Source organism: Planktothrix tepida PCC 9214 (assembly GCF_900009145.1).
Classification (GTDB): Bacteria; Cyanobacteriota; Cyanobacteriia; order Cyanobacteriales; family Microcoleaceae; genus Planktothrix; species Planktothrix tepida.
In genome coordinates, this window is record NZ_LN889815.1 from 25,326 (window position 1) to 49,178 (window position 23,853).

The following is a 23,853-nucleotide window of genomic DNA, read 5'->3' on the forward strand; positions in this document are numbered from 1 at the left end:
GTGAATTGGATTCGCAAACAAATCTGAACTTTGACAAATTTATCAAAGGACAAAAATCTCTATGAGAATTGTAATGCTAGGACATACTGAAGTTGGCAAGACAACATACATGGCATCTTTGTACGGTGTCTTACAGCAGAGTGTAGAAGGTTTTCGACTGAAAGCAGCTAACTCAGAAGACCATAATAGATTGCTTAATTTAGCTGAGAAAATACATCAAGGACAATACCCATTAGCAACCGATCAAAGGAGTGAATATGAGTTTAAATTAAGGTATCAAAGTAAAGACATTCTTTCTTTCACTTGGGGGGATTATCGAGGTGGGGCAATTCGTGAAACCCAAGACAGTGAACAAGCTAGGCTCTTACTGGAAGACCTTCGGCAAGCTGATGGGATTATGATGTTCTGTGACTGCGATGCCCTGTTGCGTGGGAACAGGCGCAGCAATCAGTTAGGTAGAATGGTTACTTTAGCGAGTAATGCAGTACGGGATCTAAAACGTCCTATATCTTTGGCAATTATTCTCACGAAAGTTGACCTTGTTCCTGAGTTTAATGAAGATCTACTTTTTCCATTCAGCGGTTTAATCAAGACAATTGAAGTTAGCGAATGGGTGTTAGGTGCTTTAATTCCAGTGGCTTGTGGAACTCAATTTATTAATGTACCAATGCCCCTTTTATTTGCACTTCATGCAGCGGTTTTTTTTAAAGCAGCAACTCTAGCCCATTTGGTTGAAAACCATTATTCTAAAGCTTTGGATTGGGAAGAAAAAAGTCAAGGATTTTCAGGTTTTGTCAGATGGGTCAATGATAAATGGAATGGAGCGACTACAGATAAGCAACTAGCTCAGAAAGAAATGGAAAAAGCACTTGACAAATATAAGGATTTTGAATTGATTAAAGAACCTACAGAGGCTTTAATAGAAATTGTCCAAAAATTACCCTTAATCCAAAAGGATATAATCTTAAAAGAATATGTTAAAAAAATCAATCAAGCTTACAATGGCGTTAAATTTAATTCAAGAAGGACAGGTTCGCTCTATGAAACTTATTCAGATCCATTTGATGCTTTCAATTAACTAACTAAAGGAGAAACTTATGGTTAATGACATCAAAATCACAATGCTAGGAACCCAGGCTGCTGGCAAAACTTGTTATATGCTGGGTATGTATGCAGCTATGCAAACGGGTGTACGGGGCTTTAGTCTTAGCGCCAAAGATATGGACATTGATCTGGAATTGACGGATCTGTGGGAGAAATTAATTGATTTTGAGGGTAAAGACCGTTGGCCACCACCTAATGCCGCAGAGGTCAAGAACTATGCTTTTGACTTCAACTACGGACTTCAACCCATAATGGGTTTTGAGTGGCTAGACTATAGGGGTGGCGCTATGAGTGATCGCTCTACCGAACAAGATGTTAAACAATTGCTTGAACACTTTTCAAACTCCTCTTGTTTGTTTCTGTGTGTATCTGGAGAATATTTAACTAAAAAGGTGGACCAATCTACAGTGAGACAGATCAGGAGTAACCGCATGAACCAATTTCTCCAGAATATTGGGCAGCAAATCAAACCAACGCCTTCTCATCCGTTTCCTGTAGCAGTTGTAATAACAAAATATGACTTATGTAGCCAGCGGCCAAGGCAAGAAATTATTGAGGATGTCAAGCAGCTATTTCAACCATTATTCGCCCAAAACTCTGGTTGGCTAGTAATGATTTGCCCAGTCAGTTTAGGAAAAGAACTGGCAAATGATGTTGATTATGGCAGTATTGTACCCGTCAATGTTCATCTGCCTGTGGTATTTGCTATTTACTCAAAGTTCAGTGAATATGGCTTGGGAATCAAAGCCCAAAAGAGTGACACGAGTGGAGAATTAAAGAAGTTAAATCAAAGTAACTTTTTTATGAAATGGTTGAACAGTGATGAAATTCAAAATAAAGAGAGCAAGCTCCAAGAGTTAGACAGCCAAATTCAAGAAATTGAGTCCAATATGGCTTTGCTTGCTCAGGAATTGCAACGTGTATCCATTTTCCGTAATGGCAAAGAGGTAACAGTTGATGTCTAATGCTAAGTGGGCTGCTATTGTTTATGGCCGGACGCATGAAGTAGATTTCCGCTTCATTGCAACTCCGAAAGATTTTAAAAATGATAAGTTTGAAAAAAATTGGGCGTTGAACCATATTCTAACAACCACACGTTCAGCGAGCAAACTCTCTGGAAATCCCCGTTGGTCGCTGTTCAAGAATGAGTGTCACTGTGTCGTTGGTGTGACTTGTATGGTCAGGGAACTCATTGGTCGAGCAACAGAAGAAACTTCTGAAGACTTAACTAAAGACTCCAAGGGAAGACCGCTTTATGTTTTTGTTGGCTATGTAGCAAGAGTCGATAAAGAACACGCCTTTCCTCCACTTCCTCCCTACTTAGGAAATAACCTTAAATTTTTTGAGCCTCTCTACCAATATGTGCGGGATGTTTGGTTCGTGAAGAACTACGAAGAAGCTAGTAAAGTCCCCTCTTTTACTGAGTATCAGGATTTACCTGAAGGCGAGTTTTCATCCCTTACGGATTATGATTCAGATTTTTCTCAAAGTCTAAATTATCAAAATCGATACAAAGTTTTCCTCTGGCCAGATTCAGAGGAATACAGGCAGAAACTTTGGATGACTGTACCTAGATGTAAAAGACCTATTTCCCTATGTTTGGGATTAGCAGGTCAAAAAGATGTGATAGATAGTCCATTCTTGAATGGTACTGCTGAGGATGTTGTTCAGCAAATAAAGATAAATAAACATTCCAAACAACCTGATGAGTGGGATGGTGTTGATGAGGCGCTATCTTCTGAAACGTCAAGGCAAGTACCAATGCAACAACAGCCGATCCGAAGTGTAGATAGTCGCCAAGAAACTGTAAGACAGCAACACCAGTATCATCAGAGACAAACAAATGAAATAGATAGTCAATCCCCATTGGGATGGATTGTAGAGAAAGGTAAAGAGGACCTTAAGCGGACAGTTGAAGACGCGCAGAAGGTTGTAGCCAAAGGGCAAGATTTATTACAGAGTATAAGTGAGCCAGTATCTGCTGACCAAACAAGAGATGATTTAGCTCAACAAAAACAGCCACGATACCGAGATCAAATTTCACAACCTCAGCAGACACGAAAAACACATAATCCTGATCGGTATCCTAAAAATTTTACTAGCCAGCAGCATCAAACCGAAGATTTTGGCTTTAAACCTAAGCAGCCAGAAACAGAATCTCAAAAGAGTCAGCAAAACGAAACTCAGCAGTCAGATAGTGTTCAAAACAGTGACTCTCAAGATTGGTTTTAATTAAAAGGAGAAACGAGTAGAAATGAGTAGTTGGGTCTGCCGATTCTGTTTAGCAACTAATCGAAATAGTGCAACCTTTTGCTGTGCTTGTGGAGTCCCTGTGAAACCAAAACCGTTAAAGGCTACTAATCTGTTTTTACCTTTAGGTACCCAACTACAACAAGCTAATTTCTCGGTTGGTAAGGTGCTGGGTCAAGGCAACTTTACTATTACTTACATGGGTAGCGATAATCTTTTACGTCGCCCTGTGGTGATTAAAGAATTTTTCCCTCAAGGGTGTGATCGCCATATTCTAACCGTTCAACCTTCTAATTCAATCACATCTGCTAACTACCAAAGCGCTAAGTCTAAGTTTCTCGACGAAGCCTGTGTTATTTCTCAAATTCAGCATTCCGGGATCGTGAAAATCTATACCTATTTTGAGGAGAATAACACGGGCTACATCGTCACGGAGTTCCTTCGGGGAAAAACACTCCTGAAGTTAGTAGCAGAACGTGGTTTTTTGCTAGAAAAAGAGGCATTAGGCTACATCCAGCAAGTAGGAAAAGCATTAGCGGTCGCCCATCAAGCTAATTTATTGCACCTAGATATTAGCCCCGAAAACATTATTTTAACTGACGATGGGCGCGTGGTATTGATAGAATTTGGAGCGGCGAAGGAGTACGCGACGCAGTTGATGAGGACGTACTCAGTAATGTTGTTAACTTCTGAATATGCCGCACTGGAACAGTATGCACCGTATGCGAAGCGGGGATACTACACGGATATCTACGCATTATCCGCAACGCTCTATTATTTATTAACTGGGAAAGTACCAATATCTGCAATAGAACGCGCTAAAGGTGTGGAGCTCATTCCACCACACCGCCTTAATCCGGATGTCAATCGTGGGGTGAGTGATGCAGTGATGCAGGGGATGGGGATATTGGTTGAGGGGCACTTCAAGTCCGTGCGCGATTTTCTCAATGCACTTAAGGAGGTGAAGCCAGATTCATCTACGCCAACTATCATTGTAAAGACAGAACCGAGCAACCAGAACGCCAAAAGTGAAAAGGATAAAGCATACCAACTTCTAAAACAAGGTGAAAAAAAGTTTCAAAGCAGTCAATTTGAAGCTGCCTTACAGTCTTGGGAACAAGCATTAACTATCTATCGAAGTATCCAACAGCGCGAGAAGGAAGCGGTAACTATAAATGCTGTAGGAATCGCTTACCACGCTTTGGGAAACCATAGTAAGGCAATTCAGTATATGCAGGAGAGTTTAGCAATTGCACGGGAAACTAACAACTTGCGTGAAGCAGCGATGGCTCTTTACAATTTAAGCGTTGTTTATCGCGACATAAGAGATTATGCCAAAGCAATTAATCACTCTCAGCAAGGCTGGGTGATTGCTAGGAAAATTAATTACCACCAATTAGAAGCCCAATCTCTGGGAAATTTGGGAATAATTTACTATTTCCAAGGAGACTATACTCAAGCAATTGAACACTATTTGCAACTTTTGATACTTGCAAGAAACCTTAAAGAATGCCAGTGGGAGGCAGCTGTTTTGTCTGGCCTAGGAATTACTTACAATTCCATTGGTGATTATGCAAAGGGTATTGAATACCATTACCAAGCATTGGTGCTGGCGCGGGAAAGGCGCGATCGCTTAGGTGAAGGGTCTGCATTAGGAAATTTGGGAATTTCTTACCACTGCATTAGCGACTATACCAAAGCCATTGAGTATCAAGAGCAAAGCTTAAAAATTGCAAAAGAAATTGACGATCACCAAGTTGAGGGTAACAGTTTAGGAAATTTGGCATCTGTTTACAGCGAGCTTGGCGACTATACTAGAGCGATTGATTTCTATGAGCAGCAGCTAGCAATTGCAAGGAGTACTCAAGACTACCGAGCAGCTGAGGAAGCTTTAGGAAATTTGGGAAAAACTCACTTCGTCTTGGGAAACTACACTAAAGCAAATGAGTATGCACAGCAGGCTATGGCCGTTGCGTTGCAGATTCAAGACTACCGGGGAGTCGCCACAGCTTTAAATAATCTGGGAGGAATCGCTTTCTATGAACAGGGAGGTGCAGTCAAAGCAATTGAGTTCTTTCACCAAGCTTTGATTATCGCCCAAAAACTCCCAGACCGCCGAGCAGAGCAAGGGGCTCTGGGAAATATTGGCTCTGCTTATTTTACATTAAGTAACTATACCGCAGCTATTGACTACCAACAACAGAGTTTGGCTATTGCACAAGAAATCCAAGACCATGAAGGAGTAGCAGCATCTTTAGCAAGTCTGGGAGTTACTTACAGCGCATTGGGGGATTATGCTAAAGCAATTGATTATTGTCAACAAGCTCTAAAAATTACGCAAGAAATTCAACACAGTCCCCGGCTAGGAGAGGCACTACATAATTTAGGAACTATTCAATTTTTCTATGGGAATCTAGAAGCAGCAGCAAGAAAACTTCGCGAGGGAATTCAGGTTTGGGAGTTTCTAAGAGCAGGATTAGGCAGCAATGATACTTATAAAGTTTCACTTTTTGAAAGACAGTCTAACACTTATGGTACTCTACAGCAAGTTCTCATCGCCCAGAATCAACCTAACGCAGCTTTAGAAATTGCCGAGCGTAGTCGCGCTCGTGCATTTGTTGAGCTATTGGCGAGACGGTTGTCTCCTCACCCAGCTACTCAAATTTCAATCAGTCCACCTACAATTGAACAAATTCAAGAAATTGCCAAAGTTCAGAATGCCACACTTGTTGAATATTCGATAGTTGATGTTGACAAACTCTTTATTTGGGTCATCAAACCCACTGGTGAAATTGCATTTCGCCAAATTGAGATAAAGCCCCTATCGCAGCAACAAAAGCAAGCACAAGGCACTTCTACACTAGCTCTTGAGAACCTAGTGTTCAAAGCACGCAAATCTATAGGTGTTGACGAAGGGGGTCGCGACCTGGGAGCAATTTCTAAAGTTGAGGCTCCTGTAACAAACAAATCGGTTTACCCAGAGTTACAGCAGCTACATGAAATCCTCATTAAACCTATTGCTGAATCTTTACCAACTGACCCTAACGCTCACGTCATTTTTATACCTCAAGGCTCTCTATTCCTGGTTCCATTTCCTGCTCTCCAAAATCCTCATACTAATCAATTCTTGGTAGAACAGCATACCATCGTAACATCTCCCTCAATTCAGGTACTAAGTTTAACTCATCAGCCTATAAATTTAATTCAGAAATTGCCCTTAAAAGCTGAGGATATCCTAGTAGTAGGAAACCCCATAATGCCGACAGTTCCCTTTAGCAGTAGCCCGTTGAAGCCGTTAGCAGGAGCAGAAGGAGAAGCTAAAGCGATCGCATCTCTTCTCAAGACTCAACCTATTACTGGCGCAGCGGCAACTAAGGTAGATATTGTGCAGAAGATGTCCAAATCAAAACTGATTCATCTGGCTACTCATGGTTTATTAGATGATATTAAACAGTTGGGTGTACCGGGTGCGATCGCTTTAGCTCCTTCCGAAGGGGATAATGGTTTCCTTACTACTGGAGAAATCTTAGAATTGAAGCTAAATGCTTTTCTTATTGTCCTAAGTTGCTGTCACACAGGTCAGGGTAAAATTACAGGCGATGGTGTTATTGGATTATCCCGTTCTTTCATGACTGCTGGTGTTCCTAATTTAATTGTCTCTCTTTGGTCGATCAATGACCGATCTAGTGCTTTGTTAATGATAAAGTTCTATGAAATCTTCTTACAAAAGGGAACGTCTGTAGCCATTGCTCTCAGCCAAGCTCAACGCTGGTTGCTAAATGCTACAACTGATGAGTTACTAAAATCTATGATTACTCACTTTTGTTTAGATGTAACTCATTTGACTCCTACTCAGAAAGCTGACTTAGAGGAAGGGTTAGAAAAATGGCGATCGCCTTATTATTGGGCTGCCTTCTCTACCATTGGGCAGGGAGCAATGGCTTAATTGTATTTCCTAAAATTTTTTGTCCAAATGCTCCCTAACTTATTCACAGTATAGTTTAATCGTTACATCGTTTCTTCTAACTTACCATTGAGAATTACCTTGGCATTGGGGTCAGCATAAACGCTGTAAGCTAGCCATGTTAAATCATCGCAACGGTTAGCATTTTGACGGGTATCAATACGACTTTGATGTACAGCTTCGGAGACGGTTTTTCCTTGTAATAGGTAGCTATAAAATCTTTGAGCAAAGAATAATGCTGATTTGTCATCTACAGCCCAACAAGGCGCTAAAAATAAGCCGGCTCCACTATGAATTAGTCGATTAACCCAACCTCCCAAATGAGTTAATCCCCAACCCTGTCGCCCGCTAGAGCAAGCATTAAATACAAATCCCGGACGGTTACGGTTGATATGTCTTACTATGTTTTGGCCAATGATTTCATCTGGTGTTAGTAAATCTCCATATTGAAGTAAAATGCTTGAGTTAGCATCAGGATTATCAAAGCAGAACGTACCGTGAGTAACTACATGAAACCAGTTATATTGGCTTGACTCCAGGATCTTTCGTACTGCTGGCAATGTAGGGAGTGTTGGGCTTAGATCCAAGATGTTATTGTTTGATAATAATTCTTTAAGAAAATTTCGTTCTTCCTCAGCAGCAGGTAAATCCAAGTCTGTTGGCACTATACAGGTTAATGAGTTCAAAGACAATTGTATTGGTGCACGTTGATTAACTCTATCTTGTTCATCACGGCGCAACCAGCGTGTTAAACACATGGTCATACACCAAGGATCGCTGTCCTCCCAATCCCCTCGTTCATCATCAGTAGGCCATACTAACTCCCAAGGAATGTATGGATCATCAGAAACAATCAACAGTTTTTTTCCATGCCAACTTAACCGTTGATTGGCATAAATTTTTTGGAGTTTCGAGGGAATCAGTTCTCGCCAAAGGTTGTGGCCAAAATTTTTAATTTCCCTATTTATATCAGAGGGACTTTTTATCAATATTTCTGGAGTTTCCAACTTACGACTCGGGGCTGTTATTTTATTAAGTTTTTCTAAAAAATGATGCCAGTATTGAGCGTATTTTTTTAATTCTTTATTTAATGAAGAGTAAAATTTTTCTCTTTTATTTTGTCCTTGAAAAAGTTCAAAAGAAAGCTGTAAAGGATTTTGATTTTCATCGTATTTAACGACAAGAGTATAGTCTGGTTGCGGACTATTTATTTCCAGTAAGCTTATCGGTACTGATTCTTGAACTTCTTGAGCTTCAACTTTGTAATCTGTAATTTCAACTTCTATCTGGCTACAGGCTAACCAACGGGAATTTTGGAAAAAATCAAACTCAATTTTAGTGCGCTCCACTACTTTATCAGGCTTTAACAGAAAAACAATAGGTTCGCTATCAGCATTAGGCTTAACCAACCTCTCCTGAGCGGGATCATTGAGGGAGATAAAGTCGAGAGCCTCAACACGCACAAGCACAGGCTGTCCTTCATATACCGAAAAATTTCCTATGGAAGCACTGCTATATTTTGGCGGTTGCACTGTCAGCCAGACTACTACAGAAATCTCTGGTGTATCTACCCAAACGCGACGCGGGCAAGAAATTTTTGTATATCGGACTACGTTACCACCTGTATCTGATACTTTTGTTACAGGAGTAGATGGAGGAAAATTTCTTCCACCTCTTGTATCTGATACCTCAACTTTTTGGCTCACCAAATTGTTCCGAGGTGTGTCGAGAATATTTTCACTAGGTCTTGAGATTTCTTCTAGTGGTGATGAAGTAGCAAGACTTGCCCCTATTAGAACACTTTCAAACATTTCATTGTAGAGTACCTCAGAATCAGGAATCCTTCTGAAACTGTGTTCCTGATGTTCACCTTTAGTTCTGTTCAATTCCCCACCTGGGAGAGTTTTACGAATATCAATCAGATATTTTGTGAGGGAGTGTTTTTCGCACCAATTTAAAATCGTGTCAGATATTAGATCGGGAGTACCTAAATTTGGATGAATTTGTTGCCAAAGGTTTAATAATTCACTCTGAGGCAACCAAGTAGCCTGATCAACTAACAGCTTGAAAAAAGCATAAATAGTTCTTTGGGCAGGTGATAACCATAAATTCTCAGCTTGTAGATCTAATGAGGGATGAGTAATTAAAGACTTGACTAAAGCATAAATATTTTCTTCACCTTCTCCTGAACTTGACTGAATTTCTAACTTATGGAGAAAAGCATGAATATTTTCTTCAGCAGTTGGCATCAGATTTTTTTGATTACCCATTTCTTCTGGTTGAGAGACTAAGTTAACAACTGGTGTTGGTGTATGACTCAAATTAGTGATTCGCTCAGAGGCGGACGGACTTTCTAAAGATGCGATTTCTGTGCCGCAGACAGGACACACCTCATCTTGTTCTGCAATAGATTCGCCACAGACTAAACAATTAATCATTTTCTACTGATCTCCTTGTAAACGCTTGGATTAAGTTTATCAATAAACCTAATTTTGTGTACTCTTCCCTTTCTGATAAGCTACTGCCCTATGGCACAAAAAGAAGCCCAATAATAGGGAGAAGCGAAAGGGAAATCTAAGGGGTTAATTATCTCAAACCATTCCTCTAACTCAACTTTTTGAGTGGCAGTTAAATCTAAGCTTCGAGACCACTCTTTCAGTTCTTGACTCGTAATATTTCGTAGCCATATTTGTGCATCTCTGAGAGATTTTGCCACATCTAGCTGATGTTGCAGATAATTTTGGTAAAATTTAATCATTAAGAAAGCAGTAGGCTTGTCATCTACTTTCCACAGACTACTAACTACACTGGGACTACCTGCATATAAAAATCCACTGGGTAAACTGATATATTCATCACTGACGTTTTTGAAGTCCGTTACGCCAGTTTCACACCCACTGAGGATGACAAGACGACATTGACTTAAATCCATAGCAAAAACTTCTCCTAATGCAAGTTTTGTATCCGCTAAAATAAGAGATGATTTTAGAGGGTCATCAAAATCAAAAGTAGCGTGGCCTGAAAAATGAAAGCAATTTGCTAAACGCAAGTCTTTTCCTTCTGCTGCCTGATAAAATGCTGTTTTAGTTGCTTTTTGCTTCACTAAAGTAGTGGAATTTTGAAAACATTGTTTGATAATTTTAACTTCCATATCTGCATAATCCAAATCAGAGGTAGGGTTTTGGATCGCAAATAATTGATTGAAGCGATCGCGTTCTTGATTTTGGGTAAGTTGCAAGATCTGACAGCTAGGAGCATAGCGCACACCCAATGTAAAACGATCCAGAAGAGAATAACCATTTTTTAGCGGAAGGGCATGGAGCGGTAAGATGTGCAAAAATCGGTGGGGAATTAGAATTAGCTGATTGCAAGTATTGGGTATCTGAGAAATGATATCATCGATATGTAGAATTCCAGCTAGCTGGCGTAAGTACATAGGCAAGTTAGTCCGCCACTGATCTCTTTGCTGAGAGTAAGCATTGAAGTATTTGTTAAAACAGAAGTCAAATAACTCTTTGACATTTCCCAAAGGTTCTGGTACGAGGAGATCTGAACTTTCGGATGTAATAATGAATGTATAGATAGTCTCATCAGTAACATAGAATTCAATGATAGCAGTATGGTCATTGGGTAGCAGTTTCCGCATCTGCTTCCAGCTAATCGTTTCTACGCGCTGAGACAGACTAAAAGAAGGATCTCTGGGTTTGATTTGAGAATTAATCAATTCATCAAGTTTTTGTTGTAAATTCTCTAATTGGGTGCGCTCTGTAATGCGACTTGATGGTGTAGCCACAAAACCTTGATTGTTTCCATCAAAACTTATGCCTCCGGTCAGATCGTCTGGACTGGCAATATTAATTCGTCGCTGTACAGTAGCAATTTTCTGGCGGAGTTGCTTCAGCTCATGCAGTACATATTCGGGAATATCGCCTTTAGGCAAAAGATTGCGAGTAGCCATTAACTCAACCAGGTTACGAGCCTTACTGCGCTCAACGTATTCAATAGCTTGAGTGTAGTCATGCTGCTGTATACAAACAGCCACCATACGTTGATAAAACTGGTTCCATTGTTCAGCCAATTTTTGCTTGTCTGCATCCGTTCCCGAACCTTTGACTATTTCATCTCGCAAAGATTCTACTGTTTCAATAGCACTTCCATAAGCAACTTTAGCATTGTATAGTTGTCCATCTGCTTGATATGCCAAACCGAGTAAAGCTTGAGTTATTGCGTGTTCTTGTGGAAAAGTTGAGCGTTTATATATATTTAAAGAATCTAAAAAGCAATTAATTGCTGCGGCTAAATCTCCTTCTTGATTTCGCATTCCATAAACAATCCCTAAATTAATTTTCATTTTTGCCCATTCAGAAGGATTGGCTTGACGATTGTGTATATCCAAAGCCTGTAATAAGCAATCAATTGCTTGTAATAAATTTTTTGAAGTCGGCTCATAGATACTAAGCTCGCGGTAAACAACCCCCAAATTATTTTTAGTAGAAACCCATTGTTGAGGAAAATTTTCAGGATTGTACGCTTCTGAAGCAGCTGAGAAGTAACGAATAGCCATAGACAAATTATCTTCTTTATTTCCTCTGAATCGTTCATAATAAGCACAGCCCAAAATAAATAGAGTTGCTCCTCGTTGTTCTAGAAAGTTAGCTTCACGGGTAAAAACATTGGCAGCAACTTCGCAACCAGTAATTGCAATTTCTATATTGCTGGCGCGATCGCCCTTATCAAAACTAAGAATCAAGCTACTGAAAGTTCCAATAACCTCTGCTAATTCTTGAGCTAGTTCTGGTTTAACTCCATCTGCCATTACCTCTGGGCTTGTTGGTAAAATTGCTGTGGCAAAGCTCCGTAAAACCTCAGAAAAATTTTCATCCAGTTTGTCTAAATTATTTTCTAGCAGTGGGTACAATATTCGCGTTTCTCCCTGGCTTTGTTTAGTTGTATCTAAAACCTCATTTACAAAAGCAAAATACTCTTGAAAATTCGCAGCAAGTGACTGATTTCGCATTGCTGCAAAAAAAAGGGATTTAATCATTTTGCTCGAGACTCTAGAATAATCTTTTATCCCTAGCTCTGCTAAAAATTCTATCCAATTTATTATCTGTTCCCTTGCTTGGAACCAAGCAGCATCAATACCAGCAGGAAGGATGGAAGCGAAAGATCCTAGAAATTTAGCAGCGTTTTGATTACCTGTTTTTGCCAGATTATCAGCTACCCGTTCCATCTGATTTGCTAATCCCTTGTCAAACAGATCAGGTCTGACTATAATAATATTAAAAAATACATCAACTACTGCATCAAAAGCTTTTTCCACGTCACTGGAGAAATCAACCAGCGATTTAATCAACTTTTCATAAGCTTTTTGTCGTTCCTCTCTTTCTTGGATAAACTGTTGGTAGATTTCTAGTCGTCCTGCTTCTGATTCTGAAATTGACAGTGCTGAAGTATCTGTGTTGGGCTGCTGTTGACTAGCATTAGCTAACTCTTGCATTTGATGAGATGCTTGATTCAGATTGGCTTGAATCTTAGTTGATTGCTGTGGGAACCGTTCTAAGGTATAAACTTGTAAAGCCGAGCGAAAACATTCAATTGCTTGCTGCAAATTCTCAGTCTGATTTCCTGAAGTGTAATTAAGATAAGTCAATCCGAGATGATTTTGTACCACAGCCCATTGTATAGGATGGTTCTCATAGGTATAGATTTGTAAAGTACTCTTAAAATACTGAATAGCTTCTTGCAAATTTTCGGATGGAATTCCTTGGATGCGATCACGATAAGCAAGCCCTAAATCAGTTTTAATCCTTGCCCATTGCTCGGAAAAATTTTCTTTGGTATAAACAGATAAAGCATACTGGAAACAACGGATGGCTTCTTCCAAGTTATCAATTCGCTTTCCCTGCACTCGATAAAGATAAATTTGACCCCTATTGTGTTCTGTTGCAGCCCAAATCTCAGGATTATTAACGAAGGTGTAGACACCGAGCACAATTTTATACCCAGCCAGAGCAATTTCCAACCTTCTACTTCTGTCTCCTTGAGGAAATAGTCGCATCAAATTACTTAGAGCATTTATAGTATTAGCAATCTTCTCTCTGCCTATTAAATCTAATTGAGGTAAAGTAGCAGTAGCCCAGTTTAATAGAACTTGAGGTAAGGTATCATCCAACTTATTAAGATTTGCTTCGAGGAATGGATAAACAACTTCAGGATTAGCATTGCTGTCGGAGACAACCTCAAATAGCTTATGCAGAAAATTATTAGTTTCAAAAGAGTTGGGAGAAATAAAATTATTCATAGTTTCACTGAATTTAATTGTAAGGCTTTTAACTACTCTTAGTAGAATAACAAGAGTTTCTGCTCTTCTTACTATTGGTGCGACTTAACTAGAAGTTTATCGTGACTACCCCTTCGTTTTATGCAAAGTGAGCAAGAAAATTAGCTCTAAGTGAAAGACATCGACTATAACAGTGCTGCCTATCCCTTTGCAGCACTGTTATGACTTTTCTATCAACATCTCTCATCACCCCCTTCCCCAAGAGTAGTATTAATACTCTTGGGTTTAAGATAAAGTTACAGCTTTTTAGTTCAATTAGTCGAGCAACTTTTCTAAAGCCGTTTGAGCAATTAATTCCGCTTTCTCTGAAGTCACTTGTTGATACTGTAACGTCGTCTGGATACTACTATGTCCCATCAACGCCCGTAATTCTTCTAAACCCATTAGCCCAACTCGCTCGGTGGCAAAAGTATGTCTTAAATCATGCAATCTGGCCTCTTGAAGTGTAGGGACAAGGGCGATCGCCTCTTTCCAGTCTTGATAAGCTTGGCTGTAGCTGAGGCGGGTGAGGTGGAGGGTTTTGGGGTGCTGGGCGACAAATAATGCTTGGGGATGAGGGCAACGAGGGCCTTGAAGGTAACGGTCTAAGGCTGCGGCGGCATCAAGGCTGTAGAAGCACCAGCGTCGTTTATTGCCTTTACCGATGACTTGAAATTTGCGGTCGGAGAAGTTGATTTGATCGAGATCTAAGGCGAGAACTTCACTGACTCTTGCCCCACTGCGGTGCAGCAAACGCACTAAGGCCATCAGTCGCCAGTTGCAGAGGTGGCGGATGGCTTGATACAGGGCGTTGAGTTGTTCGGGTTTGAGGTAACGGATCGTGCTGTCTTCGTGGTGTTCTCCTTGTTCAGCATCAGGTTTTCTCGGTTTGAGGCGGGCGATGGGGTTGAGGGGGATATAGCCTTCATCGACGGCAAAGTTCATGAGGGCGATGAGGATACGTTGATGGCGACGGTGGGTGGTGTAACTCAGGTGGGTTAAGGAGTCGAGGTAGTCGCGCACTTGTTGACGATCTAGCGTTTTAATCTCCCGATATCCATACTGTTGCAGAAAGGAAATTAGGGTGAGTTCATAAGACTTTTTAGTCGCGGGGGAGAGTTCAGGACGCTGTAAAAATTGACTGGCAATTGTAGCAATTGTGGTTGTCATAAAAAGGAAATTATGCTGAAATAAGGAGAGGTTAATACTTACTGTTTTTAGCATATTTTAATGCACACTTTAACATCGGAATTTCTGCCCCAACCCGAGGAAACGCTGGGTGAATACGTGCGACGGCTGCGAGGACTGAAGCGTCTGAGTCAAGAACAGTTGGCGCAAGGGTGTGGGTTGCATTTGCAAAGTATTGGCAAGATTGAGCGAGGGTTAACGACTCGTCTGAGTCAGAAGGCAAAACAGGGTCTGGCTCAGGTTTTGGGGGTTCCGGTGGCGTATTTGGAGGCGGCGGTGCGAGGGACGGGGGTGGAGGTGTCTCATTCCCTGAAACTGTGTCTGCACTGTTGGACACCGGGGACGGTACCGGAGTTGGGGTGGACTGACCCTAGGGCTAAGTTTTGTTTTTTGTGTGGGGAGGGTCTGTGCGATCGCTGTCCTAAGTGTTCTCATCCCATCACGTCTGAGCAATATCGCTTTTGTCCGATGTGTGGTCAGTCTTATCGGGATGGAAAGCACAAAGCTTGAGTAAGGGTTGGTGATTCGCGGTTGTTGAGGTTAGGGAGTTAATTCAAAAAACTCTAATTTACCGAGAAAAATTAACGGGGATGAGTTAATCACAATTTTCACAGCGTTTACCAGTCCTTTTCCCGTTGAATATCTTCATCCTCTAAATAGGAAAATTCGATTCCTAATAAATCTAAAATTTGCAATAATCCCGCTTCATCTAAATTCATCACTTCCGCAGCTTTCCTCAAACTTATCACTCTAACGGTTAACGCACCCAAAACAAATAAAAATCGTTCTTTCTGTTCCAATTCAGTAAAAACAGGTAAAGAAACTGCGATATTTTGTAGAGCTATTGTAGAAGTCATCATTTACTCCTAAAATTGAACAAATTTATAATTCTCCAAACCGTTCTCGATACAACGCTAACTGTTCTTCTGGCGTTAAATAGCGAACGCCTTGTTGATTATACCAAGATAAAACCTCTAGGGAACAGGGAACAGTAAGTAATGAAAGGGTTTCAGGATTTAGAATTGTTCTAACTGTAATGCGTAGCTCTATAGAGTTGCGATGCCGTCCCAGACGGCGGCTACTAATCGCCTACGAACAAGCTAACGGTGCTACAGTAAACGAGTGGGTGAGTGCTTGTAACTTGCGCGATCGCTATTGGCTTGATATCGATTTATGGATAATTCGCAATTAGAGAGTTTATTACAAGATTTAGAATCTGATATCTTAGAACAAAATCAAAGAACTGTTGAACAACAATTAGCATCAGTTCGGTTTACAACCCGTATCCAGACTCCTATTTTTCCAACTAACTTAGGTGCTTTAGTAATCGGTAAAGAGCCCAGACAATTCGTTCCTGGTGCTTATATTCAATTAGTGATTATCAGGAGGCATCCATGACGGTTCCCATCATTACTTTTTTTAATAATAAAGGCGGGGTTGGAACAACTTCGTTAGTTTACCATTTAGCCTGGATGTATTCTGATTTAGGACTGCGGGTTGTAGCAGCAGATTTAGACCCCCAAGCTAATCTTACTGCCGCATTTGTAGATGAAAACCGATTAGAAGAAATTTGGGAAGAAAGCCAACAACCCAACACTATATTTCGTTGTGTGCAACCTTTAATTAGAGGAATTGGCGATATTGCCACTCCACAATTAGAGCTAATTGAAGAAAATTTAGCTTTACTGGTGGGAGATTTATTACTTTCTGGATTTGAAGATGATTTTTCCGCAGAATGGTCAGGATGTATGGATAGAAAAGAACGTTCTTTTCGGGTCATTTCTGCTTTTTGGCGACTGTTACAGGCTGCTGGTGAAACCCATCAAGCTGATATTATTTTGGCAGACCTTGGCCCCAATTTAGGAGCGATTAACCGGGCTGCTTTAATTGCATCTGATTATGTAATTGTTCCTCTATCCCCTGATTTATTCTCACTGCAAGGATGGAAAAATCTCGGCCCAACTCTTAGACGCTGGCGAGAAGAATGGAACGAACAATTAGCAAAGAATCCTGTCTCTGATTTAGGACTTCCAACGGGTCAAATGCAACCGCTTGGGTATATTGTTCTGCAACATTCTGTAAGGCTAGACCGTCCAGTTAAAGCTTATCAACGATGGATGGCTGGAATTCCTCATGTTTATCGGGAAGCCGTATTAATGGAGGAAGGAAATAGTAACCTATTGCTATCAGAAGATCCCTACTGTTTAGCCTTACTAAAACACTATCAAAGTCTCATGCCTCTGGCTCAAGAAGCTCGCAAACCAATGTTTCATCTTAAACCCGCAGATGGAGCGATGGGTGCTCATCTTCAAGTTGTACAAAGTGCTTACCGAGACTTTAATCAACTCGCTCGAAAAATTGCTGTATTAGTACAAACTCCAATAAACTATTTAACCTAAGAAAATATGCTAAAATTGAAAAAAATTATCAACAGTTTAAATGATGAATTTAAGAAACTTATTACAACAAAAACGAGAAGAAATTCTCAACCTGGCTACTCAATTCTGATATAATCTAATTTAAAATGAGTTTAAACTTAACGTTAAGTCAAATTCAAACCTCCAAACCGATTCAATATTCTTCTAATACCGCCTTCCTTAATGAAGTTGATTTATTGCGTTTGAAAATTACTCAAAAAATCGATAAGGTCAAGCAACAGAAATGGGGTCAGTTTTTTACACCTTTTCCAGTAGCCGACCTGATGGCTCGAATGTTTCAAAACTTAAATTCACCTGAGATTTCTTTATTGGATGCGGGTGCGGGAATTGGTTCTTTATCTGCTGCTTTTGTTTCAACGGTTTGCCAACAACCTAAACCTCCTGATTCTCTGCGAATTATTGCTTATGAAATTGACCCCTCTCTCAAGGACTATTTAAAGCAAACCTTGGAGTTATGCACCCAGCAATGTGAATCTTACAAGATTTCATTGCATTGGGAAATTCAGACGCTCGATTTTATCGAAGAAGGTGTTAATCAATTACAACCTAATTTATTTAGTGTTTCAGAAAAACTCTGCTTTACGCACGCTATTATTAACCCTCCTTATTTTAAAATTAATGCTCATTCAAAATATCGCTCTTTACTCCGTTCAATTAATTTAGAAACCAGTAATATTTATCCCGGTTTTATTCAAGTTGCAACCCAACTTTTGAGTGATGGGGGAGAACTTGTTGCAATTACCCCTAGAAGTTTTTGTAATGGTTTATATTTTCGGGAGTTTCGGAAGCGGTTTTTAAGGGATATGGCATTACGCCAAGTTCATCTCTTTGATTCTCGACTCTTGCCTTTTAATGACCAAGCTGTTCTTCAAGAGACGATGATTTTTTATGCGATTAAACAGGTAGAAAAAGAATCTACAGTGTTGATTAATAGCAGTTGTAGTGCAGATGATGATTTGATTAGAACTCATACTGTACCTTATACAACAGTTGTTCATCCTGATGATCCTGAACAGTTTATTCGTATTGTACCAGATGCCTACAGTCAAGAAATCCTAGAACTTATGGCTTCTTTTCAGTGTACCTTATTAGATTTAGGGCTGTGTGTTTCAACAGGACGAGTTGTAGATTTTCGAGCTAAAGAATACTTGCGACTTTTACCCGAAGCTGGAACTGTTCCTTTGATTTATCCAGTTCATTGTTCTAAGGGGTATCTTGAATATCCAACATCAACCCAAAAACATCAAGCTTTAGTTCAGACTGAACAGACGGCTAATTTGTTGGTTCCGAATGAACATTATGTTTTGACGAGGAGGTTTTCTGCTAAAGAGGAAAAGAAGCGAGTTGTTGCTGTTGTTTATGATGCTAATTCTCTCAATAGTCAATGGGTGGGTTTTGAAAACCATCTAAACTATTTTCATCACCAGGGTAAAGGATTACCCCTTTCTTTAGCAAGAGGACTAACGGCTTACTTAAATTCAACTTTAGTCGATTCATTCTTTCGCTTATTTAATGGGAATACTCAAGTTAATGCAACTGACTTGCGAAATCTCAAATATCCTACCTTAGAACAACTCTTAGAATGGGGAGAAAAAATCGGCAATTCATTTCCATCTCAACAAAGTATTGATGAACTCATTCAGCAAGATATTTTAAAAATGACGAATTCCAGAGAAAGTAATTCTATTGGCATTAAATCCCACATTGCTATGCTAATGAACGACAAATGGCTCGAATTCCAATTGTAATTGAAGGAGAAGTAAAAACTCTTTCACCGGGAGGACAAAATGTTTTAATTGAAAAAATTATTCATGAATTTGCGCCTAGATTTACACCGGAAGGCAAATTACTTTATGTCGGAGATACAGATGAGAAATTTGCCTACTTCAATGAAGATGCAATCGCTGAGTTAGGTATCCAAATAGATTCTCATGGTAAAATGCCAGATGTAATCATTCATTTCATAGAGACAAATTGGCTGATTTTGATAGAAGCTGTGACTTCTCATGGCCCTATTAATGCAAAACGGAAGAATGAGCTTGAAAATTTATTCAAAAATTCAACAATTCCTCTCGTTATGGTAACAGCATTTTTGAAATAAAGCGATGGTGGGATTTCTGACAGAAATTGCTTGGGAAACAGATGTTTGGGTTGCGGAAGATGCTACACATTTAATTCATTTTAACGGTCAGCACCTTTTACAACTTTATACAAAGTAAAAAAATTAGGGTTAATTCTTGGAACATTCGGCTAAATTTAAATATCACTCAGGTATAATTAATAAGGACTAACTCAAGTCTCTCTATCAAAACTGTTTGACTAAACAATGGCTCAAATTACCATTGAAGTTCCAATGTGGAAAGGAATAAGCCTAAAAAAAATACTCGATTAGCTTGTCAAGGAGTTGTATAATTTAGGGCATCAACAATCTGTTAGGAGAATGTTAAATTCTACGTCTTTTAAATTGATAAATAAATTGCGTAAACCTTTATGCTTTATAGTAAATTTACAGCGAAGAAGGAAGATTTGAAACCCGGACTGGGACAATGTTTAGCAGAGATGGTAGCCGCACAACGGTTTAATCAACAGAAGCAGCAACCGATTTCAACGATTTATGGAACAGTGACGAGCGGTACAGTTTGGCGGTTTCTCAAACTAGAAGAGCAAACTGTAACCATTGACTTGAATGATTATCCACTCCCTCCGGTTGAGCAAATTTTGGGTTTTCTGGTTTGGATGGTGCAAAATGGCTGAGGATGGCGATTTGGTATAATAGCTTGGAACTACACCTCTAAATCAGATTATCTATTGTGGCTAAGGATCGTTTTCATCAAGTTGTTAAGAAGGCTCTGGCTAAGGAGGGGTGGAATGTGACTCGCGATCCGTTTCAGATTAAAGTAGGTGGTGTAGATATGGAAATTGATTTAGGGGCTGAAAGATTACTAGCTGCGGAGCGAGGAGAGGAGAAAATTGCAGTGGAAGTTAAAAGTTTTTTAGCTAATACATCGGCAATTTCCGAGTTTCATACAGCGCTGGGGCAGTATATTAACTATCGGGCTGCATTGCGTCGCGAAGAGCCGGAGCGCATTCTCTATCTAGCCGTACCTGAGCTAGTCTATAACAGCTTCTTTCAACTTGATTTTCCCGCCTCAATGCTGCAAGAAAATTCCGTAAAAATAATGGTTTATAATATTGAATTGGAGCAAATTTCACGATGGAAGAAATAACAGATAAATTAACGAACTATCAGCAAATTGTGCAGCAATTGTTGATAGGTTATGCAGAAGTTAAACCGGCTTATGGCGATTTTGAGGTGGAGACTATTTTTGATACCCAGCGAAATCATTATCAAATTGTGCATCTAGGTTGGCAGCATAAGCGGTGGGTACATGATTGTATAATACATCTGGATATTCGGAACGAGAAAATCTGGATTTTTTACAATTCAACGGAACATGATATTGGGGCAGATTTAGTTGATTTGGGTGTACCAAAACAAGATATTGTGTTAGGTTTTTATCCTCCTTTCATGCGGGAAATGAGCGACTATGCTGTGGGCTAAAAGCAGAAGGATTAAAAAGGCGATCGCTATGGTGTTGAAGTCTATGGAAAAATTTTTGACAACCTTTCTAGATTTGGACTTTCACCGGAAAACTGGGTAAACGATTTTACGTCTCTATCTAATGAATTTGAAGCGGAAGTGATTGAAGAGTTTTAGAAGTGCAATTCAATGGAGCTAATTCAGAATGAGTACATTATTTGAGCTACTAGAAAAAATTAAAAGCAAACCCGGATTATACCTGGGATCATCCTCTATTACAAATTTGCAGATGTTTATTCAAGGCTATCGCTTTGCACGCTCAGAAGTAGGTATCGTCAATACAGAAGCCGAAAGTGACTTTTACAAAAACTTCCAACCCTGGCTACAAAATCGCTTATCAATTCGTACAGTAAATGCTTGGGACAAAATTATTTTGCTCACCTGTATTGATGAAAAAGCAGGATTTGATTATTTCTTTCAACTTTTGGATGAGTTTATTCAACGAGATAAAAGCCAACCCTAATTGTATTGCTTTGACAGAATGCGATCGCCTAAAAACCTCCTCCATCCCAAAGAATATATCGTATTTTTTTTGAATTTCATATGGCTTGACTAAGTTTGAAGTTAATCCCACCAAGCATACAATTTTTGAGAATTGATTTCAATTTCATCGCAACCCCAAACAAATCGCACAAATTCACCTGCGAAATCTAAGTCTTTTACACCAACAACTGTTATTGCATCAATCACTAAATCTAGCGCTGCTTCGTCAGGAAATGCTATGCCATCAAAAGTTGGTATGACTCCTTGTTTTTGACATCGCTGTCCAAATTTAATACATGAACTCACAGATGGAGCCGCATTAAAATTTGCCGAGGGTGTGGTGTATCTCTCTTCAAGAATCTGTTGTAATGTCTCTAAGGACAAGCCTTGAAATTTAATAGCATTGGGAGTATACTCAGTAATTGTCGTACCCAATATTTCCTCTATCCGCTGAACCATAAAGCTACGCAAAAGTTAAGGCTAAGTTAGGTTTGGTTGAGTGTGAAACCTATTTTATTGTAATTCAAGTCCACTATAATTAATAACGACTAACTCAAGTCTCTCTATCAAAACTGTTTGACTAAAATAATGGCTCAAATTACCATTGAAGTTCCCGACGATCTCTCCACCCAACTGATGCAACTGGGAGACCAACTTCCTGAACTGTTGCGTCAATGTTTGGTGCAACCGCCTCTTCCGGCTCAAGTTTATCGCTATATTCTCAATTTCCTTAGTAGTCAACCTACCCCCACCCAAGTTGCTGAATTTCGTCCTACACCGGAAATGCAGTCTCGGTTACTGACCCTGTTAAGTCGTCGTCAAGGGGGTGATTTAACTCCCGCCGAACAACAGGAACTCGATGAATATGAACGCATTGAACATTTGATGATTTTGTTAAAAGCAGGCAATTTACCTTTTCTAACGGGTCAATCTCATCCATGACTTATATTCCAGCCCAACTGCGTCGCCTTGTAGAAGAACGGGCTAGTTTTTGTTGTGAATACTGTCAGCTCCCAGCCGATTTAAGTTTCTTCCCCCATGAAGTAGATCACGTCATCGCTGAAAAACATGGTGGAGCAACGGAGGCTGAAAATTTAGCCTATTCCTGTTGGCGATGTAACCGTTATAAAGGTAGTGATTTGGGGTCATTTGATCCGCAAACCGGACAATTCAGCTTTCTATTTCACCCCCGTACCCAATCTTGGACTGAGCATTTTCGGCTTGAAGATCATCGCTTGATTGGATTAACCCCATTCGGTCGCACAACGGTTGCTTTATTACAATTAAATAGTGAAGAACGTATCATCGAACGTCGTCGCATTCATCAAGCAAATTCCGGTTCAAATTTTATCTAGTACAAATTCTAAATTTAAAAGTGGAGGTTGTAAAATGGATAGAGTAGATGAATATCGAGATATTATTGAACGTATTCTCGAAACGCACCATCGCATTCCTTACAGTCATGGACAGATCGAAAGTAAGTTGATTATTGATCGAGAGCGCAACAACTTCTTACTGATGAATTCAGGTTGGGATGGCAAGCGCAGAATTCACGGTTGTGTTGTTCACGTCGAAATAATTGATGGCAAAATCTGGATTCAAAGAGACGGCATAGAAGACGGTATTACTGGCGAACTGGTTGCTGCTGGAGTTCCCAAAGATAAAATTGTTCTGGCGTTTCATTCACCTGATGTGCGACAACACACTGGATACGCTATTGCTTAAAATTTCAATATGAGTTGGAAAGGAATAAGCCTAAAAATAATACTCGATTAGCTTGTCAAGGAATTGTATAATTTAGGGCATCAAAAATCTGTTAGGAGAGTGTCAAATTCGAGGTCTTTTAAATTTATAAACAGATTGGGAAAACTTTTATGCCTTATAGTAAATTTACACTGAGTAAAGCGGTAGATGATTTTCAACTCACGATTGTTGAAGGCGATCGCTTTCTGCCTGAGATTTCCCCAGTCAATCCAACTGCTTTGCTCAAAGATACGTTGAAAGAATCGTTACCTTGGGCGATCGCAGTGGGGAGTGAAAAAGCTCGTTCTGAAGCGATTATCAATCCCGTTTTGTTAGAAGTCAAACGTCAGCTTAAGGGACAAGTTAGTGTTTTTTCGGGTGAAGAATTCAACGTGCAGCCCGAGGTTGATTTGACGGGTTATGTGGATTTTCTAATTAGTCGCTCTCCAGAACAGTTGTTTATTAAAGCGCCTGCGGTGGTTTTGGTGGAAGCGAAGAAGGAAGATTTGAAACCCGGACTGGGACAATGTTTAGCAGAAATGGTGGCTTCCCAACGGTTTAATCAACAGAAACAGCAGCCGATTTCAACGATTTACGGAACAGTGACGAGCGGTACAGTTTGGCGGTTTCTCAAACTAGAAGAGCAAACTGTGACGATTGATTTGACTGATTATCCACTACCACCAGTTGAGCAAATTTTGGGTTTTCTGGTTTGGATGGTGCAAAATGGCTGAGGATTGCGATTTGGTATATAGCACTA

Annotated in this window: 24 protein-coding genes; 19 read left to right on the forward strand and 5 right to left on the reverse strand. The window is 39.9% G+C overall.

The window, feature by feature from the left end:
• The first annotated feature begins 61 nt into the window (after positions 1 to 61).
• The 4 genes from PL9214_RS26825 (at position 62) to PL9214_RS26840 (ending at position 7,300) form a co-directional block, all read left to right on the forward strand.
• Positions 62 to 1,078 carry a TRAFAC clade GTPase domain-containing protein gene (locus PL9214_RS26825; protein ID WP_072722378.1) on the forward strand — a complete coding sequence of 339 codons (1,017 nt, stop codon included), beginning with the start codon at positions 62 to 64 and terminating at the stop codon, positions 1,076 to 1,078.
• A 19-nt stretch (positions 1,079 to 1,097) separates the two neighbouring features.
• Positions 1,098 to 2,069, forward strand: a complete 972-nt coding sequence (locus tag PL9214_RS26830; RefSeq protein ID WP_072722379.1) for a hypothetical protein — start codon at positions 1,098 to 1,100, stop codon at positions 2,067 to 2,069.
• Entirely contained in the window at positions 2,062 to 3,336 is a 1,275-nt protein-coding gene (locus PL9214_RS26835) for a hypothetical protein (protein ID WP_072722380.1), read from the forward strand. Before PL9214_RS26830 ends, PL9214_RS26835 begins: the two co-directional genes overlap by 8 nt.
• A gap of 100 nt (positions 3,337 to 3,436) precedes the next feature.
• On the forward strand, positions 3,437 to 7,300 hold the full coding sequence (locus PL9214_RS26840; RefSeq protein ID WP_072722381.1) for a tetratricopeptide repeat protein: 3,864 nt from the start codon (positions 3,437 to 3,439) through the stop codon (positions 7,298 to 7,300).
• Between the two features lie 62 nt (positions 7,301 to 7,362).
• Here the strand turns inward: PL9214_RS26840 and PL9214_RS26845 are convergent, their stop codons facing one another.
• The 3 genes from PL9214_RS26845 to PL9214_RS26855 all read right to left on the reverse strand — a co-directional run bounded on the left by PL9214_RS26845 (position 7,363) and on the right by PL9214_RS26855 (position 14,810).
• A complete protein-coding gene (locus tag PL9214_RS26845; protein WP_072722382.1) occupies positions 7,363 to 9,756 on the reverse strand; it encodes a CHAT domain-containing protein in 2,394 nt (797 codons plus the stop codon).
• A gap of 80 nt (positions 9,757 to 9,836) precedes the next feature.
• Positions 9,837 to 13,622, reverse strand: a complete 3,786-nt coding sequence (locus PL9214_RS26850; RefSeq protein ID WP_072722383.1) for a CHAT domain-containing protein — start codon at positions 13,620 to 13,622, stop codon at positions 9,837 to 9,839.
• 294 nt (positions 13,623 to 13,916) lie between these two features.
• The gene (locus PL9214_RS26855; protein ID WP_072722384.1) at positions 13,917 to 14,810 is read right to left on the reverse strand and encodes a tyrosine-type recombinase/integrase; all 894 of its coding nucleotides are present in this window, start codon (positions 14,808 to 14,810) and stop codon (positions 13,917 to 13,919) included.
• Positions 14,811 to 14,870: 60 nt separating this feature from the next.
• On the opposite strand from PL9214_RS26855, the gene PL9214_RS26860 reads away from it, so the two are divergent.
• Positions 14,871 to 15,338, forward strand: coding sequence for a helix-turn-helix domain-containing protein (locus PL9214_RS26860; RefSeq protein WP_072722385.1), 468 nt, complete (start codon positions 14,871 to 14,873; stop codon positions 15,336 to 15,338).
• A 107-nt stretch (positions 15,339 to 15,445) separates the two neighbouring features.
• Here the strand turns inward: PL9214_RS26860 and PL9214_RS26865 are convergent, their stop codons facing one another.
• On the reverse strand, positions 15,446 to 15,688 hold the full coding sequence (locus PL9214_RS26865; RefSeq protein WP_245824380.1) for a hypothetical protein: 243 nt from the start codon (positions 15,686 to 15,688) through the stop codon (positions 15,446 to 15,448).
• A gap of 176 nt (positions 15,689 to 15,864) precedes the next feature.
• Here PL9214_RS26865 and PL9214_RS31640 point away from each other — a divergent pair, with 176 nt between their 5' ends.
• The 10 genes from PL9214_RS31640 to PL9214_RS26900 all read left to right on the forward strand — a co-directional run bounded on the left by PL9214_RS31640 (position 15,865) and on the right by PL9214_RS26900 (position 21,330).
• Positions 15,865 to 16,020 (forward strand): hypothetical protein, encoded by a 156-nt coding sequence (locus PL9214_RS31640; protein WP_186440476.1) that lies wholly within the window; start codon positions 15,865 to 15,867, stop codon positions 16,018 to 16,020.
• The gene (locus PL9214_RS26870) at positions 16,002 to 16,226 is read left to right on the forward strand and encodes a hypothetical protein (RefSeq protein ID WP_072722387.1); all 225 of its coding nucleotides are present in this window, start codon (positions 16,002 to 16,004) and stop codon (positions 16,224 to 16,226) included. Before PL9214_RS31640 ends, PL9214_RS26870 begins: the two co-directional genes overlap by 19 nt.
• A complete protein-coding gene (locus PL9214_RS26875; protein WP_072722388.1) occupies positions 16,223 to 17,227 on the forward strand; it encodes a ParA family protein in 1,005 nt (334 codons plus the stop codon). Before PL9214_RS26870 ends, PL9214_RS26875 begins: the two co-directional genes overlap by 4 nt.
• Positions 17,228 to 17,352: 125 nt before the next feature.
• Positions 17,353 to 19,014 (forward strand): Eco57I restriction-modification methylase domain-containing protein, encoded by a 1,662-nt coding sequence (locus PL9214_RS26880; protein WP_083580217.1) that lies wholly within the window; start codon positions 17,353 to 17,355, stop codon positions 19,012 to 19,014.
• Positions 18,993 to 19,367 carry a BsuBI/PstI family type II restriction endonuclease gene (locus PL9214_RS32025; RefSeq protein WP_222425300.1) on the forward strand — a complete coding sequence of 125 codons (375 nt, stop codon included), beginning with the start codon at positions 18,993 to 18,995 and terminating at the stop codon, positions 19,365 to 19,367. The genes PL9214_RS26880 and PL9214_RS32025 overlap by 22 nt, the downstream gene beginning before the upstream one ends.
• Before the next feature lie 4 nt (positions 19,368 to 19,371).
• Entirely contained in the window at positions 19,372 to 19,485 is a 114-nt protein-coding gene (locus PL9214_RS32840) for a BsuBI/PstI family type II restriction endonuclease (protein WP_222425301.1), read from the forward strand.
• 271 nt (positions 19,486 to 19,756) lie between these two features.
• Positions 19,757 to 20,020: a hypothetical protein gene (locus PL9214_RS26885; protein ID WP_367400255.1), complete on the forward strand. Its 264-nt coding sequence runs from the start codon at positions 19,757 to 19,759 to the stop codon at positions 20,018 to 20,020.
• Between the two features lie 56 nt (positions 20,021 to 20,076).
• Positions 20,077 to 20,493 (forward strand): element excision factor XisH family protein, encoded by a 417-nt coding sequence (locus PL9214_RS26890; RefSeq protein WP_083580218.1) that lies wholly within the window; start codon positions 20,077 to 20,079, stop codon positions 20,491 to 20,493.
• A complete protein-coding gene (locus tag PL9214_RS26895) occupies positions 20,481 to 20,828 on the forward strand; it encodes a XisI protein (protein ID WP_072722390.1) in 348 nt (115 codons plus the stop codon). The genes PL9214_RS26890 and PL9214_RS26895 overlap by 13 nt, the downstream gene beginning before the upstream one ends.
• A gap of 184 nt (positions 20,829 to 21,012) precedes the next feature.
• Positions 21,013 to 21,330: a hypothetical protein gene (locus PL9214_RS26900; RefSeq protein ID WP_072722391.1), complete on the forward strand. Its 318-nt coding sequence runs from the start codon at positions 21,013 to 21,015 to the stop codon at positions 21,328 to 21,330.
• 101 nt (positions 21,331 to 21,431) lie between these two features.
• Here the strand turns inward: PL9214_RS26900 and PL9214_RS26905 are convergent, their stop codons facing one another.
• The gene (locus PL9214_RS26905) at positions 21,432 to 21,809 is read right to left on the reverse strand and encodes a hypothetical protein (protein WP_072722392.1); all 378 of its coding nucleotides are present in this window, start codon (positions 21,807 to 21,809) and stop codon (positions 21,432 to 21,434) included.
• A gap of 129 nt (positions 21,810 to 21,938) precedes the next feature.
• Between PL9214_RS26905 and PL9214_RS26910 the strand changes: the two genes are divergently transcribed.
• The 4 genes from PL9214_RS26910 to PL9214_RS26925 all read left to right on the forward strand — a co-directional run bounded on the left by PL9214_RS26910 (position 21,939) and on the right by PL9214_RS26925 (position 23,827).
• Complete coding sequence (locus PL9214_RS26910) at positions 21,939 to 22,292, forward strand: hypothetical protein (protein ID WP_072722393.1); 354 nt, start codon at positions 21,939 to 21,941, stop codon at positions 22,290 to 22,292.
• Positions 22,289 to 22,705 (forward strand): HNH endonuclease, encoded by a 417-nt coding sequence (locus PL9214_RS26915; protein ID WP_072722394.1) that lies wholly within the window; start codon positions 22,289 to 22,291, stop codon positions 22,703 to 22,705. Before PL9214_RS26910 ends, PL9214_RS26915 begins: the two co-directional genes overlap by 4 nt.
• Before the next feature lie 34 nt (positions 22,706 to 22,739).
• Positions 22,740 to 23,075, forward strand: coding sequence for a XisI protein (locus PL9214_RS26920; protein ID WP_072722395.1), 336 nt, complete (start codon positions 22,740 to 22,742; stop codon positions 23,073 to 23,075).
• A gap of 149 nt (positions 23,076 to 23,224) precedes the next feature.
• Complete coding sequence (locus tag PL9214_RS26925) at positions 23,225 to 23,827, forward strand: hypothetical protein (RefSeq protein ID WP_072722396.1); 603 nt, start codon at positions 23,225 to 23,227, stop codon at positions 23,825 to 23,827.
• The last annotated feature ends 26 nt before the right edge of the window (positions 23,828 to 23,853 follow it).

Bases quoted from the DNA above. Each gene is read 5' to 3' on its own strand.
- PL9214_RS26855 (WP_072722384.1), bottom strand. From the start codon at position 14,810: ATGACAACCACAATTGCTACAATTGCCAGTCAATTTTTACAGCGTCCT.
- PL9214_RS26830 (WP_072722379.1), top strand. From the start codon at position 1,098: ATGGTTAATGACATCAAAATCACAATGCTAGGAACCCAGGCTGCTGGC.
- PL9214_RS26860 (WP_072722385.1), top strand. From the start codon at position 14,871: ATGCACACTTTAACATCGGAATTTCTGCCCCAACCCGAGGAAACGCTG.
- PL9214_RS26835 (WP_072722380.1), top strand. From the start codon at position 2,062: ATGTCTAATGCTAAGTGGGCTGCTATTGTTTATGGCCGGACGCATGAA.
- PL9214_RS26900 (WP_072722391.1), top strand. From the start codon at position 21,013: ATGAGTACATTATTTGAGCTACTAGAAAAAATTAAAAGCAAACCCGGA.
- PL9214_RS26880 (WP_083580217.1), top strand. From the start codon at position 17,353: ATGAGTTTAAACTTAACGTTAAGTCAAATTCAAACCTCCAAACCGATT.
- PL9214_RS26845 (WP_072722382.1), bottom strand. From the start codon at position 9,756: ATGATTAATTGTTTAGTCTGTGGCGAATCTATTGCAGAACAAGATGAG.
- PL9214_RS32025 (WP_222425300.1), top strand. From the start codon at position 18,993: ATGGCTCGAATTCCAATTGTAATTGAAGGAGAAGTAAAAACTCTTTCA.
- PL9214_RS26915 (WP_072722394.1), top strand. From the start codon at position 22,289: ATGACTTATATTCCAGCCCAACTGCGTCGCCTTGTAGAAGAACGGGCT.
- PL9214_RS26865 (WP_245824380.1), bottom strand. From the start codon at position 15,688: ATGATGACTTCTACAATAGCTCTACAAAATATCGCAGTTTCTTTACCT.
- PL9214_RS26850 (WP_072722383.1), bottom strand. From the start codon at position 13,622: ATGAATAATTTTATTTCTCCCAACTCTTTTGAAACTAATAATTTTCTG.
- PL9214_RS26825 (WP_072722378.1), top strand. From the start codon at position 62: ATGAGAATTGTAATGCTAGGACATACTGAAGTTGGCAAGACAACATAC.
- PL9214_RS26905 (WP_072722392.1), bottom strand. From the start codon at position 21,809: ATGGTTCAGCGGATAGAGGAAATATTGGGTACGACAATTACTGAGTAT.
- PL9214_RS32840 (WP_222425301.1), top strand. From the start codon at position 19,372: ATGGTGGGATTTCTGACAGAAATTGCTTGGGAAACAGATGTTTGGGTT.
- PL9214_RS26910 (WP_072722393.1), top strand. From the start codon at position 21,939: ATGGCTCAAATTACCATTGAAGTTCCCGACGATCTCTCCACCCAACTG.
- PL9214_RS26895 (WP_072722390.1), top strand. From the start codon at position 20,481: ATGGAAGAAATAACAGATAAATTAACGAACTATCAGCAAATTGTGCAG.
- PL9214_RS26875 (WP_072722388.1), top strand. From the start codon at position 16,223: ATGACGGTTCCCATCATTACTTTTTTTAATAATAAAGGCGGGGTTGGA.
- PL9214_RS26920 (WP_072722395.1), top strand. From the start codon at position 22,740: ATGGATAGAGTAGATGAATATCGAGATATTATTGAACGTATTCTCGAA.
- PL9214_RS26885 (WP_367400255.1), top strand. From the start codon at position 19,757: ATGCTTTATAGTAAATTTACAGCGAAGAAGGAAGATTTGAAACCCGGA.
- PL9214_RS26870 (WP_072722387.1), top strand. From the start codon at position 16,002: ATGGATAATTCGCAATTAGAGAGTTTATTACAAGATTTAGAATCTGAT.
- PL9214_RS26925 (WP_072722396.1), top strand. From the start codon at position 23,225: ATGCCTTATAGTAAATTTACACTGAGTAAAGCGGTAGATGATTTTCAA.
- PL9214_RS31640 (WP_186440476.1), top strand. From the start codon at position 15,865: ATGCGTAGCTCTATAGAGTTGCGATGCCGTCCCAGACGGCGGCTACTA.